Origin of the sequence: Xanthomonas sp. BRIP62411 (genome assembly GCF_003993525.1) — a bacterium.
In the GTDB taxonomy this organism is placed as follows: Bacteria; Pseudomonadota; Gammaproteobacteria; order Xanthomonadales; family Xanthomonadaceae; genus Xanthomonas; species Xanthomonas euroxanthea.
This window is the reverse complement of record NZ_QEZI01000027.1, coordinates 171078-196869: the sequence shown is the minus strand read 5'-3', so window position 1 is coordinate 196869 and position 25792 is coordinate 171078. Positions and strand designations below refer to the sequence as shown.

Below are 25792 nucleotides of genomic sequence, written 5' to 3'. Positions count from 1 at the left end.
TCCCCGAGCCCCGCCCCGATCCCACCAAGCCGCGCCGCCCGGGCCACCCACGCGCCCCACAACGCTGCACTGTCGGCTACGGCTACTACCCCGACAGCCACCAGCGCATCCCCACGCTGCGCCTACGCGGCCGCTGGTTGGAACAACTGGGCTTCACCATCGGCAGCAAGCTCGACATTCGCATGCGCAACGGTGAGCTGGTCGTGACCGTGGCGCCCAAGAACTAAGCGGGTGAGCCATGCAGCATGCACGCCACGCCTGCATCGAGCGCAATGCATTTTATTACCACGCCGGGCGCGCTCGCCGCTCCTCGTGCAGGACAAAGATGGAGCACCAAACCATGGTCCTGCATCTCACGTTGGAACAACTCGACTACGGCATAGCATACGGTCATGGGCAGCCGCGCTGGCATAACGAGCGTTTGTTGCGGAGGCTTGCAGCGATTGACGTCCATGGACGACTCGGCGAGGATCGTTTTACGCCACACGGGCAGCCCCGGTAATAGTCAGGCGACTTGGAGGTTTGGATGAAGTTGATGCTTCTATTGGGTGTGGTACTTGCGCTTGGCAATATCGTCGCATCGGTTGCGATGCTTCGCGTTTCGGTGCTGTCTCCATCACAACGCGCATTGCAACTTTCCCTCATCTGGCTTGTTCCAGTCATTGGCGCGGTCGTTTGTGCGGCATTTGCTTCTTCTCAGGCAGCTGGCTCCACATCGTCCGATACAAGTGACCCGTTCTATCTGTCATCCGATGGTGGCGCATCGGGTGGTCAGGACATTGGTTTTTCCGGTTGCGATGCGGGGGACTCTGGCTGCGCCGGGAGCAGTGACTAGTGGCGACGCCTGGCAATTCATTCAAGCCGGATCCACCTCGCGGGCTGGCTTAATCCAGTTATCAGACCGCTAGAGATATTTCGAGAGAGACAGATGATTCTTTGGGGATGGGGCGAGCGAGTGCTGACCTTCGACCTGGCAGAACATGAGTACTGCCAGAGGTGCGAGCAGAAGCAAGACTTCACACTGCGTCTCAAGTACAAGTACGGACACTTCTATCATCTCTTCGGGTGGGTCATCTCCAAGCAGTACCAGCTCATTTGTCCTGTTTGCTCCCACGGCTGGATAGTTAGCGCTTCGGCGGCAGAAGCGCAGATCGGGTGCAATCCCGTGCCGTTACATCAAAGATCAGGATGGGTCGTCATGCTTGTCCTTGCAGCAATCATTTGGTTTGCAGCCGTGACGTATCGGCATGCGGCTTGACAATTCATTCAAGCCGGAACCACGTCGCGGGTCGGCTTGACCTGGCGATTAGGCCCTATGAGAAAGATCATTGCAGCCCTTGCTTTTCTCCTCTTCGCATCAGGCGTAGCCTGCTCGGCATCCACTCCAAAAATTGACGTCTCTAGTCTCTCCGAAGCTTCCATGAGCTTCGATCAGGATGGGGTTGGACCATTCCTGCATGAGTTGTCTGGCTCTGTCAGTACCAATCTAGACGCCGACGCACTCAAAGAATCAATCGATGCGTTGCCGGTTGAGACAATGGGCAGTTGGGAGTTCTCGGCCATATTGAATGGTAAACGCGAGCGCTTGGTAGTGGTTGCGTTCAAGGATGACGTGGACGCCCCTGACCTTGCGTTCTATACGTCACCGGAGCTAGCTGCCAAGGTTCAGCAACAACTTGAATCATTTGCGCAGGCTCAGGGGTGGTAGGGCCCAACACCTCATTTAGGCGTTAGGCCGCTCTGCACATGTGCACACATCCGAAATCAACAAAGACGTCAGTTGGATATCGCGCGCTTCGGCGATTGGCTGCGCTACTGGTGGTCTTCGGTGCTTCCGTTACGCTCACCTGGTGGCATCACACCAAAACTCTCTCGCCCTGCGCCACTTTTGCCTCCACCGCAAGAGACCCGGTCGCGTGTCATTCTGGCCTTTGGCTGTTCGGCATGTCCTGGGCGGGGCTTGCCGCTTTTCTGCTTACGCTCTTCGGCGTCTGCTTGCTCTTCTCATGGGCATGGTCCTTGACTCGCCGCAGGCGAAGCTAAAGCCTTAAAATCTGTCCAGTCGCCCAGCGATCCGATCTCCTACTCACGCATTACCGCCAAGGAAAGCATGTTCTCCATCTTCAAGAAGAAAGCTGCTCCATTACTGATCGTTCGAGCCAATGGACAGGAGTTGTGTCGCGTTGACCAGAACGATGTTCCGTGCGAGATCAAGCCTTCTGCGTGGTTGAAGGCCGACAGCATCCTGGAGTTTGCCGACTCGGCGGGGGAGGTGCACCGGCATGAACTTGGTACTGCGACCGGGTGGTTCCACTTCTCGGTTCGCGTACATCCCAACCTCGGGTGCCAGGCGGACTGCGTCATTTCGCAGACCGAGCAGCTCGATCCGGACGCATTTGCGACCGGCAAGGCATCCGGGATCAGGTTTCAGCCGTTCTTCCTGCCGGGTGCCAGCGTCAACAGTTCCGCCCTTGCAGGCAAGGGGCTGTTTGCCAGGGGGCTGCACTTCAACGGCTTGGTCACAAATAGCAACGTGGTGCTTTCCTGCGAATGCGACCATTGCAAGCGTTCGTTCCTGATCCGCTCCTACCACGCCGGCTTTAGCAACGCGGGATACTTCTACTCGGGGTCTGGCAACTACACCATCACGGTCGGCAGCCATCTGCCTGGCAGCCCTGCAGCGCTGTCCGATCCGGATACCGAAGCGCTTGCTGCGCTGGAAGATGCACTGCCGTTGGCGCCGGATGGGTCGCGCTACGCCTACCTCAATCCCTTCCGCTGCCCGCATTGCTCCGAGCCTTACATCGATTTTGAGGCGAACCCGGGTTTGCGGGCGGGCGAGTATTACGGGAATTACTTCGAGGGTTCGACGCTGTTGCGATACGCGCCGGCGGATGTCTAGCATCCTTCCTGATAACTCCATTGTTGCGTTGCTGCTGGTCTGGCCTTGCTCGCTAGATAACGCTTCCCTAACGGTTCTGCACCCGCTTGAGCGGGCGTCTAATGACGCGTCGCTTGCTGTAAAACATCGGCCTTTTGGATGTCGTGACGTCACGCTGCCGCTGACCCAGCGCGCAGGCTCCTGTGTTGCAACGCGAGTCCAAGGCATTAAAATCAAGGCCGTGGTGTGTGTCAGTGACCGCCTGCGCAGTGCAGGGCCATCGCCAGGCGGATCGGTTCAACCATCAACGAAGGAATGCTCATGTTGAAACCAGCAGATACCAAGCTCTATTCCAAATTGGTCGGCGCCAGCATTGCCATCGGCGCAGGCCTTGGGGCGGCCCTCGGGGGAGCAATGGGCAACCTAGCTCAAGGCATCGGCCTGGGTCTCTCGCTTGGCTCCGTGTTCGGCATTGCCTTGGCGCGCCGGCGTGGGGCCATCTGACGCCTGCATGAGTTGACAGGGGCATGTCGCTAGGCCGATGGCGCTGTGCCGCTGGGGCCGACCTTGATACCGTCTGGTAACCGCTGTGAAATGCGGCCTTGGCAGCGGATCCGCAGCTGTTTCGATACCGCCCCTCGATGCCGGTCGGCAAGGCACTTTCATGCGCTACCATTCGCCGATGAATATTAGATCGTGTCTTGCAGTGTTCCTGCTCGGTGTCTGTGCATCGGTTTCAGCCCAAGGGATTTCGCCCGCCACCACGCGCGAGGTCGGTCAGCTTTTCAGGGTCCTTGAACAATCCAACTGCGAATTTTCGCGCAATGGGTCGTGGTACGCGGCGCCGAAAGCCAGCGAACATCTGCAGCGCAAGTACGACTACTTGCAGAAGAAGGGGCTGGTGACGTCCACCGAGTCCTTTATCGAACTTGCCGCCACCAAGAGCAGCATGTCGGGCAAGCCGTATCAGGTGCGTTGCGGCAATGCTACGCCGGTATCGAGCCAATCCTGGTTCACCGGCAAGCTGCGGGAGCTGCGCAAGTAGTCGGCAGGCGTCAGCATCAGGCCCTGCGCTGCGGCATCTGCCTTGCAGCGCCGCCTGTTGTAGGCGCTGGCAACGCCGCTGGACAGTTTCTGTGGACCGGCAGGCCGAAGGCGATGGTTGCACCATCGGCCTTGGAAAAACCCGGCGTCAGCTCAGGCGATCAGGCAAGATGACGCGTGGTGCTATCGCGCGCCGAAGATACGCTGATGTAGATCAGGCAACGCGCAGCCGCTGCACTGCACCAGCGCTGCCATCGCGCTCGTCGGCCGCAAACGCACTCACTGCATCCTGCAGCTGCGCGGCATGGTCGCCCATGGCGCGTGCGGCGGCGCTGGCGTCCTGCATGCGGGTGACGCCGTCGCGCATGTCCGTATCCACACCGGCGAGGGTGTGATGCACCTGCGCGATGCTGCCCGCCTCTTGTTGTGAGGCGGTGGCGATCCTGCTGAGCGTGCTGCTGACCTGGCCGATGGTGGCGACGATGTGCTGCATGCCTTCGCCTGCGTGGCGCACCTGTTGCACGCCGGCCTGCATATGCGTGACCGATTCGCCGATCAGGGTCTTGATCTGGCTGGCGGCGGTGGACGAGCGCAATGCCAGCGCGCGCACCTCGCCGGCGACCACGGCAAAGCCGCGGCCTTCTTCGCCGGCGCGTGCGGCTTCGACCGCGGCATTGAGGGCGAGGATATTGGTCTGGAAGGCGATGCCGTCGATGACCGAGACGATGTCCTGGATGCGGCGCGAGGCCTGTTCCATCTGCTGCATGGTGCCCATCGCCTGGTGCATGGTGTCGCCGCCACTGCGTGCGGCCTCGGAGGCGGCGGCGGTGAGCTTGTCGGCGTCGGCCGCCTGCGCGGTGTGCTGCTGCATGGTGCCGAGCACGGCCTGCATCTGGGTGGCGGTGCGGCCCAGGGTGGCCGACTGCCGCTGCACCTGCTGCTCCAGCGCATCGTTGCGGGTGAGGATCTGGCCGGCGGCGTGATTGATCGCGGTGCTGGAGCTGCGGATCTGCGCAATGATGCGCGCCAGCTCGTCGGCGGTGGCATTGGCGTCGCGCTTCATCTGCTCGAACACGCCTTCGCAGTGACGGTCGATGCGCTGCGACAAATCACCACGCGACATCGCCGCCAGCATGCGGCGCATGTCCCGCAGGCTGTCGTCGGTGATGGCGAGGAACTGGTTGACGCCCTCGGCCAGCTGCCCGAGCGTGCCGCTGCTGGCGTGCCCCTGCAGACGGGCGCCGAGCTCGCCACGCGTCGCCTGTGCAATGACGGTGGCCAGCTGTTCTTCCAATGCCAGGTCCTGCGTGCGGTCCTGCCACTCCACCACCACGCCCAGCGAGGCGCCGTCGTGATCGCGAACGGGGGTGATGTTTTCCTGCAGCTGCAGCGCCGCCAGCGCGCGCGTCCTGCTGGTGCCGGCGTCATGCCCGGCCTGCACCGCATCGGCCAGTGCGCTGTGCAGCACCTGTGGGTCGACCTGCGTGCTCAGTTGCTGGAACGACTGGTTGCGATAGATGGCAGCGCCCTGCCCGTCGACGATGGCCACGGCCATTGCCGATGCATCCAGCGCCAGGCGGATACGGCGATTTTCCAGCAGCAGTTGCTGCTGTTGGGCGATGCGCTCTTCCACCTGCACGCTCATGCGCACCAGCGCCTGCGCCAGCGAGCCGCTGCGGAAGGGCTGCTGCAGGATGGCTGGCGGCAAGGTCGCGCCGGTGGCCAGGGTGTCGGCCAGTTCGACCAGTGCCTCGGCCTCGTGGTCGAGGGCGTCGACCTGGCGGCGCAGTTGAATCGCCATCACGCAGACGAAGGCGGTTTCGACGATCACATAACCGGCGTGCAGCACCACGATGCCAAACCCGCTGCCGACAGTGAACGCCTGCACCGGCATGCCACGCGACTGCAGCCAGTAGAACGCCAGGTGATGCACGGCGATGGCGCCTGCGGCGACCACCACCGGCAGCCAGTCGCGGTAGTACAGCAGCAGCGCCAGGATCACGAATACACCGAAGTGCATTTCCACCAGGCCATGCGCCTGCTGGATGGTGGCCGCGACCAGCGCCATCAGCACCAGCGCATTGGTGATGCGGGTCAGGCGCGTACCGGGATTGGCCTGCACTTGCCAGGCCATCAGCAACAGGCTGGGCAGCGTGACGGCGACAAACGTGGTCCATTGGCCCTGGTACCAGGCCAGGCCCAGCGAGCCAATGCCCTGCAGCACGGCCAGCCACAGGAACAGCCGGTCGGCCTTGATCGCCAGGCGGGTGGCGTAGGTGGAGGTCGGCGGTGCCGATGCGGACAGTTCCATCATGACAGCGACTCCATGGCACAAGGACAAGGGGACACCAGCGCGGCACCGGGGGTGCGCGCCAGGACATCGGGTAACCAGCGCGACCACTCCGCCGCGCCGGCCGTGCCGCACACGGCGCCACCATCTGCAGGGCCGGCATAGCGCGGTTGGCCGTCGGCGCCGAGCAGCCACACGGCATAGCCGCTGCCACGCAATGCAGGGGTGTCGAGCATGCGCACCTGCCCGCCACGCGCGCGCACCGCGCTGCTGAGCACGGCCCAGGCGCGATCGGCGGCCAGATCGCTACACGCACAGGCGCCTGCGACGCCGATCAGCATCGGCGTCTGCTGCGCGGCCGGCAGGCTGGCCTGGACCTGCGTCCACGCACTTGCCACGTCGTTGGCGTGCGCAGGTGGCGTGGTCCAGGCCACGGCGATCCAGCCGCACCATAGCGCGAGCAGGGCAGCGCCCAGGGTGCGTCGCGTTGAGGCGGACAAGGTGCCGAAGACAGGCATGGCGCGGCGGATTCACGAGATCAGGTGAGCCCTTATCGGATACCGGTGCATGCGCTTGAGCAGGCGTGCGATTGAAATTAGCGATGGCGGTGATAGCGCGCGGCCGGCCCTTGATGCCGCAAGGGTTTGCGGGCTGCGGCCCTGATGGTGGCGCCATCGGGCGTTTATCCGGCGCGGGATTTTGTGAGCACCATTTCACAGTGCCATTGGTGCACCGGCGTGCCGGCGGTGCCGCAGAGACGGCGGCGGCAACGTGCGCAGCGGCCAACGCGGCAGCTCGCTGTTGGCGTAAGGCGGCCGTGATGTCCTCACCCCTGGTGTGGATCACGCGCCGGACTGCGCCTGTCGACAGCAGCGGCGCACGACGCGCCCTCGCGGGGGCTGGCCCGCGCTTGAGGGGACCGGAGACCGATGCGCCACCAATGCACGGCAGCCCTTGGCAAACGTGGCATCGGCCCACTGCTGCATCCCTGTTCCGCACACCGACGATCAACCAGCGCGCCGACTGGCCCACCCGGCAGTCAGCGCCACCAGCTTCCTCTTCATTACGGCAGGCGGATGCCTATGCCATCGCTTCGTCGGCATCCAGCGCAACCGCCGCCTGCTGGGCACGATCGAAGCGTTCGCGTGCGGAGCGGATGGCGGCATGGTTTTCGCCTGCCCAGTTGAGCAGCTGCGAGATCGGGTCGAGCAGCGCCACGCCGAGCTTGGACAAGGCATATTCCACGCTGGGCGGCTTGGTTGCGTAGACCTTGCGGGTGATCATGCCGTTGCGCTCGAGGTTGCGCAGGGTCTGGGTCAGCATCCGCTTGGAGATGTCCGGCACGGCGCGCTGGATGGCGCTGAAGCGGGAGGGACCGGGGATCAGCGTCAGCAGGATCAACATGGTCCATTTGTCGCCGATCTGATCGAGCACGTCGCGCACCGGGCACTTGGTGGCGTCGAACGGCATGCCTTGCAGGGACGGCGGCGGTGGAAACAGAGCAATCGCGTTCACTGGGATATCTCACGGTAACCAGGGGGTGGAAAACTGCCTCCTTGCGGAGGTTTGAACGGCACTGACAATAGGTGCGCGGACCAAGAGTCTAGATAGTAGACCACACCTCTTATCAATACCTACTGGAGTTCACCATGGCACACACCTCCCCCCTGATCCTCGTCACCGGCGCCAGCGGGCAGCTGGGCGCATTGGTGGTCGAAGCACTGCTGGCGCGTGTCCCGGCCGATCGGATCGTAGCAACGGCCCGCGATACAGCGTCACTCGCGCAGTTCGCAAAACGCGACATCAACGTGCGTCGCGCCGACTATGCGGACCCGCAGAGCCTGGACCAGGCCTTCGCGGGCGTGGGCCGGGTGCTGCTGGTGTCGTCCAACGCGGTGGGCGAGCGCGTGCCGCAGCACCGCAACGTGATCGCGGCGGCCAAGCGCGCCGGCGTGGACCTGCTGGCCTACACCAGCGTGCTGCACGCCGATACCAGCACGCTGTCGCTGGCACCCGAGCATGTCACCACCGAAGCGCTGCTGCGCGACAGCGGCGTGCCGCATGTGCTGCTGCGCAATGGCTGGTACACCGAGAACTACACCGGTTCGATCGCGGCTGAAGTGGCGCATGGCGCGGTGATCGGCAGCGCCGGCGAGGGCCGGATCAGCGCGGCCACGCGCGCCGACTATGCCGAGGCCGCCGCAGCGGTGCTGGCCGCCGACACGCCGCAGGCCGGCAAGGTCTACGAGCTGGCCGGCGATACCGCCTTCACGATGGCCGAGTACGCCGCCGAGGTGGCGCGGCAGTCCGGCAAGCCGGTGGCCTACCACGACCTGCCCGAAGCCGACTACGCGGCGGCGTTGGTGCAGATCGGCCTGCCGGCCGCCTTCGCACAGGTGCTGGCGCAATGCTCGGCGTCCTCGCGTGGCGGCAGCCTGTTCGACGACAGCCACACGCTGAGCCAGCTGATCGGCCGCCCGACCACGTCGCTGCCCGATGCGGTGGCGGCGGCGTTGCAGGCGGCGCCGGCCGGCTGAGGCGAGCCCTGGCATCGCGCTGCTCGACACCCTGCAGCAGCACTGGCCCGGCAACCTGCCAGGCATTGAGTGATCCGGCGAAGGTGGGCGACGACCCGCCTTCGCCCCGCTCTGATTCACCGCCCCCTCGCCCGCTCGCGAGAGAGGCAACCGCCGCGCCGCGGCCCTGTACGGCGTGCGGCTACGGCCTTGCACGGGCACCCGCATCCTGCTTCACCGTCTCCGCGTGGCCCTGCGTGGCCTGGTGCCAGCATGGCACCACAGGCGCCCGGCGCCCGACCTGCGCGCCGATGGGCCCGCCTTCCGTGCGTCGCACAACTGACACGCGCCGCACACGCAGCTGACACAGCCTTGCGCCTTGCAGGCTGCCGATGTCACCAAACTGACATCAAATCTAAATATAACTGCACGCATTGCCGCACCGTCAGGACGACCGGTCGCCCTGGTGGCGTGCTGGTGCCGTGTTCGCCGCCCCGCCGGGCAGCGCCGGCCTGATGCTGCCGCCGACCCGTTTCCCTTGCACGAGCCGGACCCATGAAAAAACGCAATCTCGCCACCGTCCTGTGCGCCCTCAGCGCAACCGCCAGTGGCAGCACGCTGGCTGCCGAGCTGGAGCTGTACGTGGACCGCAAGACCAAGCAGATCTTCGCCGAGCCGGCCCCGGGCCGCGACAAGCTGGGCAAGTTCGTGCAGGTGGACGAGAATGGCAAGCTGCCGGCGTCGGCGATGCCGGCCGCCCCGGCATTGCCGCCCGCCCCTGCAGCGCCAGTGCCAGCCGATACCGCCATCGCCCAGGCCGCACCTGCGCCCGTGCCCGCACCAGCGCCGGCCAAGGCCAGCGAAGCCGGCAAGAAGTGGTACGACAAGCTGAGCCTGCGCGGCTACACGCAGATCCGCTACAACCAGGGCATCGGCGGCGACGCGCAGGATCTGCGCGCGCCGGGCGACCGCTTTATCGGCAACGACCAGAGCCTGGGCATCCGCCGCGCGCGCCTGGTGCTCAGCGGCGATCTCAACGAGCACGTGTCGCTGTACTTCCAGCCGGACTTTGCGAGCACGCCGACCGGGTCGACCACCTCCAACTTCGCGCAGCTGCGCGATGCGTATGCCGACATCTACTTCGACAAGAAGCGCGAGTACCGCGTGCGCGTGGGCCAGTCGAAGATGCCGTATGGCTGGGAGAACCTGCAGTCCAGCCAGAACCGTCTCACGCTGGACCGCGCCGACGCACTCAACTCCGGCCTGCGCGACGAACGCGATATCGGTGCGGTGTTCTACTACAGCCCCACCGTGGCCAAGGGCCGCTTCCAGGACCTGGTCAAGTCAGGCTTGAAGGGCTCGGGCGACTACGGCGTGATCGGTGCCGGCGTGTACAACGGCCAGGGCGCCAACCGCGCCGAGCGCAACGACAGCATGCATGCAGTGGTGCACGCCACCTACCCGTTCAAGTTCGCCAATGGCCAGTATTTGGAAGTGGGTGCCGACGCCTACAGCGGTCGCTTCGTGCCAACGGCGGCAGCAGTCAACATCGGTGGCCGCAGCTTCACCCCGGCCATCACCGACCCGAACGGCTACACCGACCAGCGCGTGGCCGCGCACATCATCTACTACCCACAGCCGTTCGGCCTGCAGGCCGAGTGGACGGTGGGCCGCGGCCCGGAGCTGGATGTGGAACAGCGGCGCATCCGCACCCGCTCGCTGAGCGGCGGCTATGTGCAGGCGATGTACAAGCACGATGGCAGCTACGGCACCTTGCTGCCGTACCTGAAGTGGCAGACCTACCGCGGCGGCTCCAAGTTCGATACCAATGCGCCGCGCATGCGCCTGGACGAAGTGGAAGCCGGTGTCGAGTGGCAGCCGATGGATGCGCTGGAACTGGTGTTCGCCTATTCGAAGATGAAGCGCACCGACGTCACCACCGCGCCGTACCCGGTGGTGGAAGGCGACCTGCTGCGGCTGCAGCTGCAGGTCAATTACTGACCCCTGCCCGCCGATGGAAAACAAACAAGCCCCCGCATGCGGGGGCTTGTTCGTTGTTGCTTCACCGGTCGTGGCTGGCCGTTACGCTGGCAGGATGGTACTCGCCTAGGCCCTGGTGCCTTGACCGCCGATCCAGTGCCGGCACCGGCGTGCTAGTGGGCTGCCAGCTCTCCACGAATGATCTCTGCGCCTGCACTGAGCGCCTTGAGCTTGCCTCTTGCGACGTCCCGGGCAAGCGGCGCCATCCCGCAGTTGGTGGACGGGTAGAGTTTGTCGGCATCGACAAAGCGAAGCGCCTTGCGCAGCGTCTCGGCCACCTCCTGCGGTGTTTCGACGGTATTGCTCGCCACGTCGATGGCCCCGACCATCACCTTCTTGCCGCGCACCAGTTCGATCAGATCGATCGGCACGTGCGAGTTGTGGCACTCCAGCGAGATGATGTCGATCGACGATGTCTGCAGCTTGGGAAACGACTCTTCGTACTGACGCCACTCCGAGCCCAGGGTCTGTTTCCAGTCGGTATTGGCCTTGATGCCGTAGCCATAGCAGATATGGACGGCGGTCTCGCACTTGAGCCCTTCGACCGCGCGTTCGAGGGTGGCCACTCCCCAGTCGTTGACCTCGTCGAAGAAGACATTGAAGGCCGGCTCATCGAACTGGATGATATCCACGCCGGCCGCTTCGAGTTCCCTGGCTTCCTCATTGAGGATCTTGGCAAATTCCCATGCCAGCTTTTCGCGGCTTTTGTAGTGCGCATCAAACAGGGTGTCGATCATCGTCATGGGGCCAGGCAGCGCCCATTTGATCGGCTGCCGGGTCTGCTGGCGCAGGAACCTGGCATCGTCCACGAAGACGGGCTTGGGGCGGCTGACCGCGCCAACCACGGTCGGCACGCTGGCGTCGTAGCGATTGCGAATCCTGACGGTTTCGCGCTTTTCGAAATCGACGCCGCTGAGGTGTTCGATGAAGGTGGTGACGAAATGCTGGCGGGTCTGCTCGCCATCACTGACGATATCGATGCCGGCATGCTGCTGTTCCTGCAGCGACAGGCGCAATGCGTCCTGCTTGCCTTCGATCAGTTCGGCGTCCTGCAGCTTCCAGGGAGACCAGAGTTTTTCCGGCTGCGCGAGCCAGGAAGGCTTGGGCAGGCTACCGGCGGTAGACGTGGGGAGCAGCTTTTTCATGATGAGTGGTGTCTTGCGTTCCTGTTGATTAGACAGCGTGGCTGGAGGCCCACTGCGCGAGCATCGTCCCGTAGGGCCTGATGAAGTGCTCCTCGGTGAATTTCCCCTGCGTCACCGCGAGCTGGCTGCGCTCTTCGCGGTCGTAGACGATCTGGGTAGCGGAATAATCCTGGTGCTTCAGGCTCGGCTGGTAGATGGCCCCTGCCGCGGAATTGGCGTTGTAGATCTCCGGGCGGTAGATCTTCTGGAACGTCTCCATGGTGCTGATGGTGCCGATCAGCTCCAGATTGGTGTAGTCGTTGAGCAGGTCGCCGATAAAGTAAAAAGCCAGCGGGGCAACGCTGTTCGGCGGCATGAAATAGCGCACCTGCAGGCCCATCTTGGCGAAATACCGATCGGTCAAGGAGAAGTCGTCCTGCCGGTATTCGATGCCCAGGATGGGGTGCCGGTTTCCGGTTCGATGGTAGACCCTGCTGGTGGAGACGCTGATGCAGATGACCGGCGGTTTGGTGAAGCGCGCCGTGTAGGCGTCCGAGTCCACGAAGTGCTTGAACAGCGTTCCGTGCAGGCTGCCGAAATCGTCCGGGATGCTGAAGCCGGACGCATCCTGATTGTGCGCTGGCAGCAGCACGCTGAAATCGTAGTCGCGCACGTAGGAGGAAAAATTGTTCCCTGCAATGCCCTCGATGCGCGCGCCGGTGGTCTTGTCGAGGATGCTGGGCTTCAGGATCTCGATCAGCGGAAAGGCATCGCTGTGTTCGCGCGCATCGATGTGCATCTGGACCGAGATGATGTCCAGCTCGACAGCGTAGCGGTCGCGCCCGGGGTTATCCCAATGCGCCAGGTCGTTGCAGCGGTTGTCGATCATCGCAAGCGTGTTGCGCAGGTTTTCCTGCCGACGCTGCCCTCTGGCCAGGTTGGCAAAGTTGGTCGTGTTGCGCGTATTGGCCGCGGGACGGTAGTCCTCGTCAAACCGGACGCTGTTGATGCTGAAGGTGAATTCTTGAGTCATTGCAAGCTGACGCCTTGTTTCCGAGTTGAATACGAGCGCAGGTCTCGGCGCAGGTATGGATACCCGCCGGGTGGATGCCGCCACTCCGGACCGGCGGGCAATCACCCACCGATCCTGTGGCCGGCACGGGTATGGCGGCCCGCCGAGCAGCCGTGGGCTGGATGGCCTCAGGCCGCAGCCACGTCTTCTGCAGCGATGGCACGTGCCTGCCGCGTCAATGCGATCAGCGGCAATGCCCGCTGCACCGCCAGCCTGGCCCGCTCGGCCAGGGCCTCGTTGTGCACGCGGTAGTCCAGGAAGTCGCGGTCGGTGGCATAGACGCCCAGTGGCAAAGTGCGTGCCTGGAAGAAGCTGAAAAGCGGCCGCAACTGGTGGTCGATCACCAATGCATGGCGCTCGCTGCCACCGGTTGCCGCCAGCAGCACCGGCGTGTCGATCAAGGCATCCTGGTGGATGAAGTCGAAGAAGTGCTTGAACAACCCGGTGAAGGAGCCGCGATAGACCGGCGTGGTCACCACCACGACGTCGGCCTGCTCCACGGCCGACAGTGCCTGCTCCACCGTTGCCGGCAGCTGCGAGCGCCACACCGCACCGGCAAACTGCGGTGCCAACGCCCCGAGTTCGACCAGCTGTTGCTCGCACGGCACGGCCTCGGCGATCAGGCCCAGCAGGTGCTCGGCCAGGGCGACGGCCTTGGAGGGGCGCTGCAGCCCGCCGGAGACGGCGACGACGCGGAGGGGATGTGGCACGTTGACAGTCATGCGGGGTTGACCTGAAACGACGAACCCCGATGCTAGGGCTCGCATTCAATGAAGTAAAATGGTGTTATTTCAACAATCCATGAATTCGGATCATCTGAATGCTTGAGCGCATCCATCTCACCATCGTCCAGCAGGTCGAGCAGCAAGGCTCGCTGACCGCCGCCGCAGGTGTGCTGAACCTGACCCAGTCGGCGCTGAGCCACAGCATGAAGAAGCTGGAGCAGCAGCTGGGCACCGACGTGTGGCTGCGCGAAGGCCGCAACCTGCGCCTGACGCAGGCGGGCCAGTACCTGCTGGCGGTGGCCAACCGGGTGCTGCCGCAACTGGACCTGGCCGAAGAGCGCCTGGGGCAGTTCGCGCAGGGCGAACGCGGCGCGCTGCGCATCGGCATGGAGTGCCATCCCTGCTACCAGTGGCTGCTCAAGCTGGTGGCGCCCTACCTGGCCACCTGGCCGGACGTGGATGTGGACGTGAAGCAGAAGTTCCAGTTCGGCGGCATCGGCGCGCTGTTCGGCTACGAAATCGATCTGCTGGTCACGCCCGACCCGCTGTACAAGCCCGGGCTGCGGTTCGAGCCGGTGTTCGACTACGAGCAGGTGCTGGTCGTGGCCAAGGGCCATGCGCTGGCGTCGGCGGCCTACGTCAAGCCCCAGCAGCTGACCCGGGAGGTGCTGATCAGCTATCCGGTGGACCTGGAGCGCCTGGACATCTACAGCCAGTTCCTGTTGCCGGCCGGGGTCACGCCCCGGCGCCACAAGGCCATCGAGACCACCGACATCATGATGCAGATGGTCGCCAGTGGCCGCGGCGTGGCCGCGATGCCACGCTGGCTGGTGGAGGAATATGCGTCCAGGATGGACGTGGTGCCGGTGCGGCTGGGCGCGCGCGGCATCCCCAAGCAGATCTTCCTGGGCGCACGCGAGGCGGATATTGCCGTCGACTACCTGCGTGCCTTCATTGAACTGGCGCGCCAGCCCGCCAATGGCACCGCCAACACCACCGCCGACACAACGACCACTCCGCCGGGAGCCCACTGATGGACAGCATCGCCACGCGCACGCCACTTCCACTGCCTGCCGGCCACGACAAGGTCTTGCTGCATTCCTGCTGCGCGCCATGCTCGGGTGAGGTGATGGAGGCCATGCTGGCGTCCGGCGTCGACTACACCATCTTCTTCTACAACCCCAACATTCATCCGCGCAAGGAATACGAGCTGCGCAAGGACGAGAACATCCGCTTTGCGCAGCAGTGCGGCGTGCCCTTCGTCGATGCCGACTACGATCGGGACAACTGGTTCGAGCGGGCCCGCGGGATGGAGAACGAACCCGAACGCGGCATCCGGTGCACGATGTGCTTCGACATGCGGTTCGAACGCACCGCGCTGTATGCGCACGAACACGGCTTTCCGGTGATCACCAGCTCCCTGGGCATCTCGCGCTGGAAGAACATGCAGCAGATCAACGACTGCGGCGTTCGCGCTGCGGCCAGGTATCCCGGCCTGATGTACTGGGAGTACAACTGGCGCAAGGGCGGCGGTTCCTCGCGCATGGTCGAGATCAGCAAGCGCGAGAACTTCTATCAGCAGGAATACTGCGGCTGCGTCTACTCGCTGCGCGACACCAACCGGCACCGCGCCGAAAGCGGTCGCAATCGCATACAACTGGGCGTGAAATTCTATGGCGATGGGGAACAGCAAGACTAAGCGCCTCGCCAGGGCAACGACGCTGGCCGGGATTTCAGTCTGTGTCATGGCGCCCTTCCCGCTCGCCCAGGGCCCACGTAGCGGCGCCACCCAATGACCACCAACGCACGGCAAGATCGTTTGACTCATCCGGTTACGCACCGCCTGGCCAGCACCATCACCGATGCCTATTCCCTGGAGGTCAGCGCAACCGACATTGCCGGGCTGAGCGCAGCGGCGCCCGCGATCATGCGTGGTGCGACCATTGCCATCCCCTACCTGCCCAACCAGGACGACGCCGCGCGGCTGGCCGCCGCATGCATGGTGCGCAAGCTCGGCTTTGCGCCCATGCCGCACCTGTCCGCGCGCCGCATCGGCTCGCGCGACGCACTGCACGCCTTCGTCAGGCGCGCCGTCGATGAGGCTGGCGTCGAGCGTTGCCTGGTGATCGCGGGCGATCCACCGTCGCCGATCGGGCCATTTCCGGACAGCGTGTCGCTGATCGATACCGGGGTCTTCGAGCGCTGCGGCATCCGGACCATCGCCGTGGCAGGGCATCCGGAAGGACATCCGGGCATGCCTGCAAGCGAGCGCTGGGATGTGCTGGAACGCAAGTGTCGCAGCATCGCCGAGCGCGGCATGGCACCGCTGATCGTCACCCAGTTCGCCTTCGATGCCGACCTCGTGCTGACGTGGTTGCATGCGCTGCGCGCGTGTGGCATCGCACACCCCGTGCGGGTGGGCGTGCCTGGTCCCGCCGGCGTGGCGGTGCTTGCACGCTATGCCGCACGCTGCGGTGTCGGTGCCTGCACCGCGATGCTGTCCAAGTACGGCATCTCGCTGGGCAAGCTGTTGGGCACCGCCGGGCCGGATCGGTTTGTCGATCGCCTGGCCACCGGCCTCACCGGAGCGCATGGAGAGGTCAGCCTGCACTTCTTCCCGTTCGGCGGCATCGCGCAGACGGTCGCGTGGGTGGAGCAGTACCGCGCCCGCACCGCGCCGCACCGCGCCGACTGACACCTGCCGGGCACGCCGCGCGTCATCGGCCGCAGACCTCGAATGGGCGAGCACGAACGTGCGGGTGGCGAGCTGTCCACGACCTGGATCACAGTCTGGACTGCTTCATTTCTGTGGCTGTGCTTGCGGCGCGCCGGGTGCTGCAGCGCACAGCGGACCTGTCACACGGGCGCGGTATAACCATCGGCGAATCGCGGCGAGGGGGCGCTGCATCCGGTGTCGTTGCACTGCGCGACGGCATCGCTTCTGCAACGTTCAAGGAGAGATGTCGCCATGCCGAAGCCGTCGCTGTTGTCCTTGCTGTGCACCCTGTCGCTGGTTTCCCTGCCGCTTGCCGCGGCCGAGCTGCAGCCCAAACAACTGGCTGGCCCGCCGGAGGAGTTCGCGCAGATGCGCGCACCCGACCCGGCCGAGTCGGCGATTCTGTCCAAGAGCGCCTTGCTGCCGGTGGAGTTGACGCCGGCCGGCAAGTCCGCACGCTGGCAAGGCACGCTGCCGGTGGAAAACGGCCATCTGCGTTTCATGGTGCTGGCCGGTGACCAGCCGTGGGAGGCGGCGGTGACTGCACCACGCATTGCCGGCGCGCGCGCGGCCGCCGTTGCTCCGCAACTGCAGGCGCAGCGCACGCTGCTGGGCACCGCAGAAAGCGGCACCAGCGGCATGCGCTATGCGGTGGAATCGGCGCAGAACGGAGCGTGGTCGCTGACCCTGCAATCGGCAACGCCGGTGGCGCAACGCGGCTATGTGCTGATGGAAGGCGATGCACGCACGCAGCTGGCCTCGTACCCGCGCCATCGCCGGCAGCAGGTCGGCCAGACGCTGACGCTCAACGCACTGCTCAGCGGCAACGATGCAGCCGGTGCGAGCTTGCTGGCCGCGCAGGCGGGGCAGATCGAGACAGCGAGCCTGCGTGTGATCGACCCGCAAGGCGGCATCCGCACGCTGCCGATGGCAGACGACGGGCAGCACGACGACGGTGCTGCCGGCGATGGCGTGTATGGCGGCACGTTCCAACCGACAGCCGAAGGCACCTGGATCGCACAGGTGATCGTGCGCGGTCGCGACCAGGCCGGGCAGCCGTTCGTGCGCACCAGCGAGCATGTGTTGCCGGTGCTGGATACCTCCCTGCGCCTGCTCGGCAACGCGCTCAGCGCACGCGCTGCCGACGGCACCCGGCTCAGCATTGCCTTGCCGGTCGCCGCGCGCGGCAAGGCCCCGTCGCATTACCGCGTGTTCGGCCAGGTCTGGGGCACCGATGCCAAGGGCAGGCAGGTGCCGGTGGCATGGATCGGCGGCATGCTGACGCCGCAGCAAGGCCAGCTGCCGTTGAGCCTGGACGAACGCTGGGTCGCGCGTGCCGGCGCGCGTGCGCCGTTCACGCTGCGCGGGCTGCGCATCGAAGACCCGGACCATTACATCCCGCTGGTACAGGCCGACACGCTGCCGTTGCAGCTGCCCGCGTTGCGCCGCGCCAGCATCGCGCGCTCTGCCGCCGCGATCGACGAGAGCATGCGCATGGGGCCGCGCCCGACAACGCTGGCCAGTGCCAGCGCAGTGGCGCAACCGCAGGCAGCCGGCTCGCAATTGGTGCTGGTGCACGGCTATTGCTCCAACGGCGTGTGGCCGCAGGCGCAGTTCACCAACGCGTCCTCGTTCATCGATGCCAAACAGAACCGCAGCAACGACCAGTTCGCACAGCGGCTGGCGCAGTTTGCCAGTCAGTGGTCCTCGTTCGCGACGGTGGCGCACAGCCAGGGCGGCATGGCCGCGCTGCATCTGTACACCTACTACTGGAGCGGGCTGGATAACGCCACCGGTGGGCGGGTGATGCAGTCGGTCGGCACGCCGTACCAGGGCACCAATCTGTCCGGCATCCTGGCGGCGGTGGGCTCGTGGTTCGGCGTGGGCTGCGGCACCAATACCGACATGACCTACGACGGCGCCAAAGCCTGGCTGGCCGGCATTCCGGCCGATGCGCGCGCCAAGGTGAACTACTACACCACCTCGTTCGCCAAGACCAACTGGTACACCAACGACTACTGCAACGCGGCCTCGGACCTGGTACTGAACGACCCGGAAGATGGCACCGTGGAGCAGGTCAACGCGCAGCTGCCGGGCGGCGTGAACCGTGGCCACACCACCGGGCAATGCCACACCACCGGCATGCGCGACCCGGCGCAGTATCTGGACGCAAGCCGCAATGCAGTGATGAACGCCAACGCCGCGAAGTGATGCGGCATCCATTGCAGGGTCCGTGGCCGCCCACCACGCACGCCGTACATGCGTGCGTGGTGGTTCCGATGCGGCCTGCCGCCTCGGCTCCCGCGAAGGTAGGCGGACAAGCCCGCGCTGCGACGAGGTCCGCGTGATGCGGGCAGCGCACACCGCGCTGCCCGCCATCCACCGCCTGCACGGGCTGCACGGGCTGCACGGTCCCGACGACGACATTGACGAACCTGCACCCCGCCCTTCGTAGAAGCGTGCCTGCGCGCGACACGCATTGCCGAAGAGTCACCGACTGCAGGTCGGTGACCCAGCACACTCACACCCTCAACCAACGCGTCGACACCGCCACGCCCACCATCAACACCGCGACACCGAGCAGGGCGCCGACCAGGCCGATGCCATGCGCGGCGAAACCGATCAGCGCCGGCCCGGCCAGGATGCCGGCGTAGCCCAGGGTGGTGACCGCGGTGATGGCGATGCTCTCCGGCATGCGCGTCTGGTTGCCGGCCAGCGAGAACAGGGCCGGCACGATATTGGCGCAGCCCAGGCCGACCAGCACGTAACCGGTCAGCGAGACCTGCCACGGGCTCACCAGCGTGAGCACCAGGAAGCCGGCGCTGGCCAGCAGCGCGCCCGCCACGATCGAGCGGATGCGCCCCAGGCGCTCCACCACCGCATCGCCGAGCAGGCGCGTCACTGTCATGGTCAATGCAAACGCCACATAGCCCACGCCGGCGGTGCTCGGGGCAACCTGGTGCACATCGGCCAGGAACACCGAGCTCCAGTCCAGGATGGTGCCTTCGGCCAGAAACACCACAAACGCCAGGATGCCGATGAACAATACGATGCCCCTGGGCAGGGCCAGCAACGGCCCCTGCTGCGCCACGCGCTCGGTCCGCCAGTGGCGCACCGACAGCACGCCGACCACGAGCATGGCGATCACCCCGGCGAGCGCCGCGCTCAGCGGGGAAACCCGCGCCGACAGCAGCAAGGTCATCGCGCCGGCACCGACGAAACCGCCGATGCTGAAGAACGCATGGAATCCGGACATCATCGCGCGCCGGGCATCGCGCTCGACCACCACCGCCTGCATGTTCATCGCGCAATCCATCGCGCCCACGCCGGCACCGAACACGAACAGCACCGCGCCCAGCATCCACGGATTGGCGACAACGGCCAGCAGCGGCAGGCTGATGCAGATCAGCGCCGCCGTCACCGCCATGACCGCACGGAAGCCGAAGCGGGCCGACAAGGCACCGGCCAGCGGCATCGCCAGAAACGAGCCTGCCCCCAGGCACAACAGGATCAGGCCGAGCGCGCCATCGTCCACGCCGGTCCTGGCTTTGGCAAACGGCACCAGCACCGCCCAGATCGCGGCAGCAAAGCCGGGAATGAAGAACGCCGCGCGGGTGGCGTGCTGTTGCGCGCGAGCGCTGGAGCCGGGGACAAGCGACATGCAGGCAATTCCAGAAGGGAGCGGCGAACCGAGTGCGACGGTGGGCGCCAGGCCGGCGCGTTCGCGGGCCGGGTGTGGCCCGAGCACCACGCCACCATGCGTGCTGCAGGCGTCCCCGCGCCATGCGCAACGGTGCGCTAGCGAAACACCACCGTGCGATGGCCATTGAGCACGATGCGGTGTTCGACATGGCGACGCACCGCACGCGCAAGCACCAGCGATTCGGTGTCGCTCCCCAGCCGCACCAGGTCGCGCGGCGTCATCGCGTGATCCACGCGCGCCACGTCCTGTTCGATGATCGGGCCTTCGTCCAGGTCTTCGGTGACGTAGTGCGCGGTGGCACCGATGATCTTGACCCCGCGTGCGTGCGCCTGGTGATACGGCTGCGCGCCCTTGAAGCTGGGCAGGAAGCTGTGATGGATATTGATCGCGCGCCCCGCCAATGCGCGGCACAACGCCGGCGACAGGATCTGCATGTAGCGCGCCAGCACCACCAGATCGATCTGCAGCGCTTCGATGAGGGCAAGCAGCTGCGCTTCCTGCGCAGCGCGGGTGTCGGCGCTCACCGGCAGATGGTGGAAGGCGATGCCGTAGGAGGCGGCCAGCGGCGCGAAGTCGGCGTGGTTGGACACCACGGCGGCGATATCCACCGGCAATTGCCGGCTGTGCATGCGGAACAGCAGATCGTTGAGGCAATGCCCCTGCTTGCTCACCAGCACCAGCAGCCGCGCGCGACGGCGCGCATCGTGCAGCTGCCAGTCCATCTGGAATTCCTCGGCCAGCTGCGCAAAGCGGCGTTCCAGCCCCGCAATCTCGGTGCCCGGCGGCTTGTCGAAGTGCACGCGCAGGAAGAAGCGGCCACTCTCGTCGTCGCCGAACTGCTGTGCGTCGAGGATGTTGCAGGCCAGGTCGAACAGCAGGCCGGTCACGCGATAGACGATGCCGGTGCGGTCGGGGCAGGACAGGGTGAGGATGTAGTCGGAGCGCATCGGCACAATGATAGCCAATGCACCCGGCTGCGGGCGCAGTGCTTGCGCCCGTAACTTTCCCGTGCGGCTCAGCGCGGCGGCAGGCGCAGCATCAGTCGCCGATTGATGTCATCCAGTTGCGCCATCGATGCCTCCACCGAGGTCTCCATCGCTTCCTGGGTGGTGATGTGCGCACGCAGATGCGCAGGGTCGGCCAGTTCGCCACGCACCAGGAACACGTTCTCGCCCACCTCGCCGACGTGCCGGCTGAGCACCACGTAATCCACCTGGTCGAAGCCATGCTGCTTGGCCAGCGGCAGCAGGCGCGCGGCCATGCGCACACTGGCCTCGTCGGTGGGTTTGTCCAACTCGGCATCGAGCACGGCCACCGCTTCGCGGATCTGCGCAAACAGATAGTGGTCCGGATGCTCGGGATGGTCCGGGCCCACCGGGCCCTGGTCGACGACCGGTGCGGCGGTCATCGTCTACCACCGGCGCAGCGCAGTGCGCGCGGTGTGCGCCCGGTCGAACCGAGCGTGATATGCAGGTGTCGCATCGCATCCTCCCTGGAGCGGCGGCTGTCACGAGCCGGCATTTTAGAAGGTCTGCTGCATGTTTAGGTGAGTGAGAGATGGGCTGTGCTGCTTCGAAGCGACGCGGCCTGAGCGTGGGCGGCAGATGTCGCTGACAGCATGCGACATCTGCTGCATGGGCTTCGCCCCGTACCCTCACCTTGACCCCCGCTCCGCGCCCCCTGCCCGCGCCGGAGCGCGGGCGCTTCAAGGCACGCACGCCAGTGACGCGCAAGCGGTGCCTTCCCGCCTCGCCGAGAGCGGGGCTAGCTCCGCCTTGCGGATGCGGCGATCAGGCCTGCCCTGCCCGCCGCGCCGATACCTCTGCCAGCACGGCCCAGTCGGCGTTGCCGTCGCCATGGGCGATCGCCTCGTCCAGGCCGGCGCGCAGCAACTCGCCCAGCGGCATCGGCACCTGCTTGTCGGCGCCGGCCTGGATCGCCAGGTCCACGTCCTTGCGCCCCAGGGTGGCGGTGAAGCCGGCCGGCAGATAGGCGCGCTGCATGATCAGGCGGCCATAGCCCTGGTACGCGGGTGCGGCGAACAGGGTGCTGGTGAGCATGCCCAGGAACTGGGTGGCGTCCACGCCGTGGCCGCGTGCCAGCGCGCTGGCTTCGGCCATGGCGCCGATCGCGCTGGCAAGGCAGAAGTTGGCCGCCAGCTTGACCGCATTGGCCTGCTCGGGGGTGCGGCCGATCTCCCAGGTGCGTTGACCGAGCACGTCGAACATCGGCTGCACGCGCGCCAACGCTGCCTCGTCGCCGGCGGCCAGGATGTTGAGCTTGCCGGCTTCGGCCACATCGACGCGGCCAAGCACCGGTGCGGCCACGTAGGCCACGCCGCGCTCGGCATGCAGGGCGGTCAACTCGTGCGCCAATGCCACCGAGATGGTGGCCATGTTGACGTGCACGCTGCCGGCCGGCAGCGCGTCCAGCACACCATGCTCCAGCAGGGTCGCGCGCACCGCGTTGTCGTCGGCCAGCATCGAAAACAGCAGCGGGCCATGCGCGGCGTCGCGCGGTGCATCCACCACCGTGGCGCCGGCCTCGCGCAGCGATTGCGCGCGCCCGGGCGAACGGTTCCACACACTCAGTTCGAACCCGCCGCGCAGCAGGTTGTGCGCCATCGGCAGGCCCATCGTGCCCAAGCCCAGAAATCCTATCGGCATCTGTTTTCCTTATTCGATCTTGCGTCAAGAGCGGCAATCCAGACACCGCACGCTCTGCTTCTTTACCACTCCCCGCGTTAATCAGCTGGCGAACACGCCACGCGCATCGCGTGGCTCGCAGCGCAGGTATTGCGGCGCGGGTGTGACCGAGGCGCCCAGTGCAGCGGCGGCATGCCACGGCCAGCGCGGGTCGTACAGGATGCCGCGCGCCAGCGCGATCGCATCGGCCTGGCCGTCCTGCAGGATCGCCTCGGCCTGCGCCGGCTCGGTGATCAGGCCCACGCCGATCACCGGCGTGTCGACCTGCGCCTTGATCTGTTGCGCAAACGGAATCTGGTAGCCCGCCTGCACCGGAATCTGCTGGCGCGGATCCAGCCCGCCGCTGGAGACATGGATGTAGTGCGCACCGCGCGCATCCAGCGCCTTGGACAAGGCGATGCTCTGCTCGACATCCCAGCCGCCCTCCACCCAATCGGTGGCCGAGATGCGCACGCCGATGGCGATCTTGTCCGACACCGCCGCGCGCACCGCATCGAAGATGCGCAACGTCAGCCGCATGCGGTTTTCCAGCGAACCGCCATAGGCATCGCTGCGCTGGTTGCTCAGCGGCGACAGGAACTGATGCATCAGATACCCGTGCGCGGCATGCAGCTCGATCAACTCGAGACCCAGGCGTTCGGCGCGCTGCGCTGCATCGGCAAAGGCCTGCACCACCGCATCGATGCCGGCATCGTCCAATGCCTGCGGCAACGGCTGGCCGTCACCGAACGCCAGCGCCGATGCGGACACGGTCTGCCAGCCATGCGCGTGATCCGGCGCGATCGCCGCGCCGCCGTTCCACGGCAGATCGGTGGAGGCCTTGCGCCCGGCGTGCGCCAGTTGGATGCCGATCGGCATCGGCGACCAGCGCCGCACCGATCGCAGTACCTCATCCAGCGCCTGCTCGGTGGCATCGTCGTACAGGCCAAGGTCCGCATAGGAGATGCGCCCCTGCGGCTGCACCGCGGCCGCTTCCAGGATCAGCAGGCCGGCACCGGATTGCGACAAGGTGCCCAGATGGATGCGGTGCCAGTCGCTGGCGCGGCCGTCCTGCGCGGAGTACTGGCACATCGGGGCGATGACGATCCGGTTGGCGAGCGCAAGCGGACCGAAGCGGATGGGGGAGAACAGCTGGCTCAAGAGGGCATCCACAGATGACACGGGGGTGCCCATTGCACTGCGCCGCGCGCGTGGGCACAACCGCTGCGATGGATCACTGCGTCATGCCGAGCGCGCACTGGCGTCATCGACGCTGCGTGCAAGCAACGGATCGAACGGCGCGTGCAGGAATGCCAACGCCTGCGCGCACGACTGTTCGACCTTCAGGCTGAGCAGTTCGTCCGCGCGGGTGCGCCCGAAGTTGAGCGCGGCGATCGGCAGGCCGTCGCGTGCAGCGGTCTGCACGAAACGAAAGCCCGAATACACCATCAGCGAGGAGCCCACCACCAGCACAGCATCGGCCGCCTGCAGATGCGCAAATGCGCGCTCCACGCGCTCGCGCGGCACGTTCTCGCCAAAGAACACCACATCCGGCTTCAGCACGCCGCCGCACGCCGGGCACGGCGGCACCGCAAAATGGTCGAAGGCCACATCGTCCAGGTCCGCATCGCCATCGGGCGCCTGCGCCGCGTCCAGGTCGGCCCAGCCGGGGTTGGCCTGTTCGAGCAGCAGCTGGAAGTCGGTACGTGGCATGCGCCGCTCGCAGCCCATGCAGCGCACCACATCGAGCCGGCCATGCAGGTCGATCACCGCCTGGCTGCCGGCCGCCTGGTGCAGGCGGTCGACGTTTTGCGTCAGCAGCACTTTCAGCTGGCCACGCGCTTCCAGTGCGGCCAGTGCGTGATGGGTGGCGTTGGGCCGCGCCAGGCCGAAGCGCGGCCAGCCGACCAGGCTGCGCGCCCAGTAGCGCTGCCGCGTGGACAGCTCGCCCATGAAGGCCTGGAACGTCACCGGTTGCGGGCGCTTCCAGCCGCCTTGCAGATCGCGGTAATCGGGGATGCCCGAATCGGTGCTGCACCCGGCGCCGGTGAGCACGAACAGGCGCCGGTGGCGTTCGATGAAGTCCTGCAACGCGTTACCGTCCTGCACCGGTGACGCCGTCATCGTGCAACTCCGGTGGCCATGAGGTAACTGTGCAGCAGCACCACCAGTTGCGCCTGAAGCGGCGCAATCCGCGCAGCCGGCGCGCCATCCTCGAGCAGGCTCTTCAACGGCCCGGTGATGGCCGCCATGCCGATCTCGGCCACCGCCTGGCAATCGTCGAAGCGCACATCCGAGGCGGTGGCGAGCGCGGCGGCGAACGCCTGCTGCGAGCGCCGGCGCGCCTGCGCGCCCAGGATGGCGCCACCATGCAGCTCGGCAATGGCGTACAGCGCACGCGAGACATCCACGTGCTGCAGCTTGGCCTGCACAAAGGCACGCACCAGCGCCTGGCACTGCTGCGCAAGCGTGCGCCCGTGCTGTTGCGCGCAGGCCAGCTCCACTGCATCGATCACCGTCTGCAGATGCCACTGCAGCAGCGCGATCAACATCGCCTGACGATTGGGGTAGTACTGGTACACGCTGCCGACCGACACGCCGGCGCGCTCGGCTACCCGCGTGGTGGTGCAGCCCTGCAGGCCGTCGGCCACCAACACCTGGATGCTGGCCTGGCGAATGACCTCCACGGTGGCGCGCGAGCGCGCTTGCTGCGGGGCTTTACGCGGTGCGGGCAGGGGCAGGGAGGTGCTCACGAATGCGAATGTCCACACGGATGGATGGCACATAGTCTGGGGGCCTTCTGCCTGATTCCAAGGAAGCGCCTCGTCCAGCTCCGCCCCGGTGGGCGCTGAGCACCGACGCCGGCCGCGCTCGATGCCTTCACCGCCCGCCACGTACGGTTGAAACCGCTTGAAAACAGGCGCCACGTCACAAATCGTGGTGCCGGATCACGCAGTTAGCGTGATCCGGTGCACACGCAACGCTGCGGAAACATGG

Annotated in this window: 25 protein-coding genes; 12 read left to right on the top strand and 13 right to left on the bottom strand. The window is 65.9% G+C overall.

Annotation, left to right across the window (positions count from 1 at the left end; all coding sequences use genetic code 11):
* The 6 genes from EO139_RS20470 to EO139_RS20445 all read left to right on the top strand — a co-directional run.
* The coding region (locus EO139_RS20470) for a SymE family type I addiction module toxin (protein WP_164739951.1) at positions 1 to 227 on the top strand (227 nt) is incomplete at its 5' end.
* A 299-nt stretch (positions 228 to 526) separates the two neighbouring features.
* Complete coding sequence (locus EO139_RS20465) at positions 527 to 835, top strand: hypothetical protein (protein ID WP_126972245.1); 309 nt, start codon at positions 527 to 529, stop codon at positions 833 to 835.
* Positions 836 to 1315: 480 nt separating this feature from the next.
* Positions 1316 to 1708, top strand: a complete 393-nt coding sequence (locus EO139_RS20460) for a hypothetical protein (RefSeq protein WP_126972243.1) — start codon at positions 1316 to 1318, stop codon at positions 1706 to 1708.
* A gap of 402 nt (positions 1709 to 2110) precedes the next feature.
* A complete protein-coding gene (locus EO139_RS20455) occupies positions 2111 to 2902 on the top strand; it encodes a hypothetical protein (RefSeq protein WP_126972241.1) in 792 nt (263 codons plus the stop codon).
* A 300-nt stretch (positions 2903 to 3202) separates the two neighbouring features.
* The gene (locus EO139_RS20450; RefSeq protein ID WP_180496860.1) at positions 3203 to 3385 is read left to right on the top strand and encodes a hypothetical protein; all 183 of its coding nucleotides are present in this window, start codon (positions 3203 to 3205) and stop codon (positions 3383 to 3385) included.
* A 160-nt stretch (positions 3386 to 3545) separates the two neighbouring features.
* Complete coding sequence (locus EO139_RS20445) at positions 3546 to 3926, top strand: YfeK family protein (RefSeq protein WP_241235994.1); 381 nt, start codon at positions 3546 to 3548, stop codon at positions 3924 to 3926.
* A gap of 213 nt (positions 3927 to 4139) precedes the next feature.
* Here the strand turns inward: EO139_RS20445 and EO139_RS20440 are convergent, their stop codons facing one another.
* The 3 genes from EO139_RS20440 to EO139_RS20430 all read right to left on the bottom strand — a co-directional run bounded on the left by EO139_RS20440 (position 4140) and on the right by EO139_RS20430 (position 7730).
* Entirely contained in the window at positions 4140 to 6239 is a 2100-nt protein-coding gene (locus EO139_RS20440; RefSeq protein ID WP_241235993.1) for a methyl-accepting chemotaxis protein, read from the bottom strand.
* Positions 6236 to 6733, bottom strand: coding sequence for a hypothetical protein (locus EO139_RS20435; protein ID WP_126972239.1), 498 nt, complete (start codon positions 6731 to 6733; stop codon positions 6236 to 6238). The genes EO139_RS20440 and EO139_RS20435 overlap by 4 nt, the downstream gene beginning before the upstream one ends.
* Positions 6734 to 7295: 562 nt before the next feature.
* Positions 7296 to 7730, bottom strand: a complete 435-nt coding sequence (locus EO139_RS20430) for a helix-turn-helix domain-containing protein (protein ID WP_104583885.1) — start codon at positions 7728 to 7730, stop codon at positions 7296 to 7298.
* Positions 7731 to 7864: 134 nt separating this feature from the next.
* Here EO139_RS20430 and EO139_RS20425 point away from each other — a divergent pair, with 134 nt between their 5' ends.
* Positions 7865 to 8752: an SDR family oxidoreductase gene (locus EO139_RS20425; RefSeq protein ID WP_126972237.1), complete on the top strand. Its 888-nt coding sequence runs from the start codon at positions 7865 to 7867 to the stop codon at positions 8750 to 8752.
* Between the two features lie 534 nt (positions 8753 to 9286).
* Positions 9287 to 10732, top strand: a complete 1446-nt coding sequence (locus tag EO139_RS20420; RefSeq protein ID WP_104649548.1) for an OprO/OprP family phosphate-selective porin — start codon at positions 9287 to 9289, stop codon at positions 10730 to 10732.
* A gap of 152 nt (positions 10733 to 10884) precedes the next feature.
* Here EO139_RS20420 and EO139_RS20415 read toward each other — a convergent pair whose 3' ends face one another.
* The 3 genes from EO139_RS20415 to msuE form a co-directional block, all read right to left on the bottom strand.
* Positions 10885 to 11916: a methionine synthase gene (locus EO139_RS20415; RefSeq protein WP_126972235.1), complete on the bottom strand. Its 1032-nt coding sequence runs from the start codon at positions 11914 to 11916 to the stop codon at positions 10885 to 10887.
* Between the two features lie 28 nt (positions 11917 to 11944).
* Positions 11945 to 12928 (bottom strand): DUF1852 domain-containing protein, encoded by a 984-nt coding sequence (locus EO139_RS20410; RefSeq protein WP_119130251.1) that lies wholly within the window; start codon positions 12926 to 12928, stop codon positions 11945 to 11947.
* 167 nt (positions 12929 to 13095) lie between these two features.
* Positions 13096 to 13689, bottom strand: a complete 594-nt coding sequence (msuE, locus tag EO139_RS20405; RefSeq protein ID WP_164739280.1) for an FMN reductase — start codon at positions 13687 to 13689, stop codon at positions 13096 to 13098.
* Positions 13690 to 13787: 98 nt separating this feature from the next.
* Between msuE and EO139_RS20400 the strand changes: the two genes are divergently transcribed.
* The 4 genes from EO139_RS20400 (at position 13788) to EO139_RS20385 (ending at position 18619) form a co-directional block, all read left to right on the top strand.
* A complete protein-coding gene (locus EO139_RS20400) occupies positions 13788 to 14726 on the top strand; it encodes a LysR family transcriptional regulator (RefSeq protein WP_104583889.1) in 939 nt (312 codons plus the stop codon).
* Positions 14726 to 15391, top strand: coding sequence for an epoxyqueuosine reductase QueH (locus EO139_RS20395; protein ID WP_104649552.1), 666 nt, complete (start codon positions 14726 to 14728; stop codon positions 15389 to 15391). Before EO139_RS20400 ends, EO139_RS20395 begins: the two co-directional genes overlap by 1 nt.
* A gap of 93 nt (positions 15392 to 15484) precedes the next feature.
* Positions 15485 to 16387, top strand: a complete 903-nt coding sequence (locus tag EO139_RS20390) for a methylenetetrahydrofolate reductase (RefSeq protein WP_126972233.1) — start codon at positions 15485 to 15487, stop codon at positions 16385 to 16387.
* Between the two features lie 273 nt (positions 16388 to 16660).
* Entirely contained in the window at positions 16661 to 18619 is a 1959-nt protein-coding gene (locus EO139_RS20385) for a choice-of-anchor X domain-containing protein (RefSeq protein WP_164739950.1), read from the top strand.
* Between the two features lie 310 nt (positions 18620 to 18929).
* Here EO139_RS20385 and EO139_RS20380 read toward each other — a convergent pair whose 3' ends face one another.
* The 7 genes from EO139_RS20380 to EO139_RS20350 all read right to left on the bottom strand — a co-directional run bounded on the left by EO139_RS20380 (position 18930) and on the right by EO139_RS20350 (position 25536).
* Positions 18930 to 20069, bottom strand: coding sequence for an MFS transporter (locus tag EO139_RS20380; protein WP_126972231.1), 1140 nt, complete (start codon positions 20067 to 20069; stop codon positions 18930 to 18932).
* Positions 20070 to 20206: 137 nt separating this feature from the next.
* Positions 20207 to 21058, bottom strand: coding sequence for a formyltetrahydrofolate deformylase (gene purU / locus EO139_RS20375; RefSeq protein WP_164739953.1), 852 nt, complete (start codon positions 21056 to 21058; stop codon positions 20207 to 20209).
* Positions 21059 to 21126: 68 nt separating this feature from the next.
* Positions 21127 to 21519 carry an XVIPCD domain-containing protein gene (locus EO139_RS20370; protein WP_104583895.1) on the bottom strand — a complete coding sequence of 131 codons (393 nt, stop codon included), beginning with the start codon at positions 21517 to 21519 and terminating at the stop codon, positions 21127 to 21129.
* A 382-nt stretch (positions 21520 to 21901) separates the two neighbouring features.
* Entirely contained in the window at positions 21902 to 22777 is an 876-nt protein-coding gene (locus EO139_RS20365; protein ID WP_104583896.1) for an NAD(P)-dependent oxidoreductase, read from the bottom strand.
* A gap of 81 nt (positions 22778 to 22858) precedes the next feature.
* Complete coding sequence (locus EO139_RS20360) at positions 22859 to 23977, bottom strand: NADH:flavin oxidoreductase/NADH oxidase (protein ID WP_164739949.1); 1119 nt, start codon at positions 23975 to 23977, stop codon at positions 22859 to 22861.
* A gap of 60 nt (positions 23978 to 24037) precedes the next feature.
* The gene (locus EO139_RS20355) at positions 24038 to 24919 is read right to left on the bottom strand and encodes an NAD-dependent protein deacetylase (RefSeq protein ID WP_126972226.1); all 882 of its coding nucleotides are present in this window, start codon (positions 24917 to 24919) and stop codon (positions 24038 to 24040) included.
* Complete coding sequence (locus EO139_RS20350; protein WP_126972259.1) at positions 24916 to 25536, bottom strand: TetR/AcrR family transcriptional regulator; 621 nt, start codon at positions 25534 to 25536, stop codon at positions 24916 to 24918. The genes EO139_RS20355 and EO139_RS20350 overlap by 4 nt, the downstream gene beginning before the upstream one ends.
* Positions 25537 to 25792: the final 256 nt, after the last annotated feature.

Bases quoted from the DNA above. Each gene is read 5' to 3' on its own strand.
- EO139_RS20465 (WP_126972245.1), top strand. From the start codon at position 527: ATGAAGTTGATGCTTCTATTGGGTGTGGTACTTGCGCTTGGCAATATC.
- EO139_RS20460 (WP_126972243.1), top strand. From the start codon at position 1,316: ATGAGAAAGATCATTGCAGCCCTTGCTTTTCTCCTCTTCGCATCAGGC.
- EO139_RS20455 (WP_126972241.1), top strand. From the start codon at position 2,111: ATGTTCTCCATCTTCAAGAAGAAAGCTGCTCCATTACTGATCGTTCGA.
- EO139_RS20450 (WP_180496860.1), top strand. From the start codon at position 3,203: ATGTTGAAACCAGCAGATACCAAGCTCTATTCCAAATTGGTCGGCGCC.
- EO139_RS20445 (WP_241235994.1), top strand. From the start codon at position 3,546: ATGCGCTACCATTCGCCGATGAATATTAGATCGTGTCTTGCAGTGTTC.
- EO139_RS20440 (WP_241235993.1), bottom strand. From the start codon at position 6,239: ATGATGGAACTGTCCGCATCGGCACCGCCGACCTCCACCTACGCCACC.
- EO139_RS20435 (WP_126972239.1), bottom strand. From the start codon at position 6,733: ATGCCTGTCTTCGGCACCTTGTCCGCCTCAACGCGACGCACCCTGGGC.
- EO139_RS20425 (WP_126972237.1), top strand. From the start codon at position 7,865: ATGGCACACACCTCCCCCCTGATCCTCGTCACCGGCGCCAGCGGGCAG.
- EO139_RS20420 (WP_104649548.1), top strand. From the start codon at position 9,287: ATGAAAAAACGCAATCTCGCCACCGTCCTGTGCGCCCTCAGCGCAACC.
- EO139_RS20415 (WP_126972235.1), bottom strand. From the start codon at position 11,916: ATGAAAAAGCTGCTCCCCACGTCTACCGCCGGTAGCCTGCCCAAGCCT.
- EO139_RS20410 (WP_119130251.1), bottom strand. From the start codon at position 12,928: ATGACTCAAGAATTCACCTTCAGCATCAACAGCGTCCGGTTTGACGAG.
- msuE (WP_164739280.1), bottom strand. From the start codon at position 13,689: ATGACTGTCAACGTGCCACATCCCCTCCGCGTCGTCGCCGTCTCCGGC.
- EO139_RS20400 (WP_104583889.1), top strand. From the start codon at position 13,788: ATGCTTGAGCGCATCCATCTCACCATCGTCCAGCAGGTCGAGCAGCAA.
- EO139_RS20395 (WP_104649552.1), top strand. From the start codon at position 14,726: ATGGACAGCATCGCCACGCGCACGCCACTTCCACTGCCTGCCGGCCAC.
- EO139_RS20390 (WP_126972233.1), top strand. From the start codon at position 15,485: ATGACCACCAACGCACGGCAAGATCGTTTGACTCATCCGGTTACGCAC.
- EO139_RS20385 (WP_164739950.1), top strand. From the start codon at position 16,661: ATGCCGAAGCCGTCGCTGTTGTCCTTGCTGTGCACCCTGTCGCTGGTT.
- EO139_RS20380 (WP_126972231.1), bottom strand. From the start codon at position 20,069: ATGTCGCTTGTCCCCGGCTCCAGCGCTCGCGCGCAACAGCACGCCACC.
- purU (WP_164739953.1), bottom strand. From the start codon at position 21,058: ATGCGCTCCGACTACATCCTCACCCTGTCCTGCCCCGACCGCACCGGC.
- EO139_RS20370 (WP_104583895.1), bottom strand. From the start codon at position 21,519: ATGACCGCCGCACCGGTCGTCGACCAGGGCCCGGTGGGCCCGGACCAT.
- EO139_RS20365 (WP_104583896.1), bottom strand. From the start codon at position 22,777: ATGCCGATAGGATTTCTGGGCTTGGGCACGATGGGCCTGCCGATGGCG.
- EO139_RS20355 (WP_126972226.1), bottom strand. From the start codon at position 24,919: ATGACGGCGTCACCGGTGCAGGACGGTAACGCGTTGCAGGACTTCATC.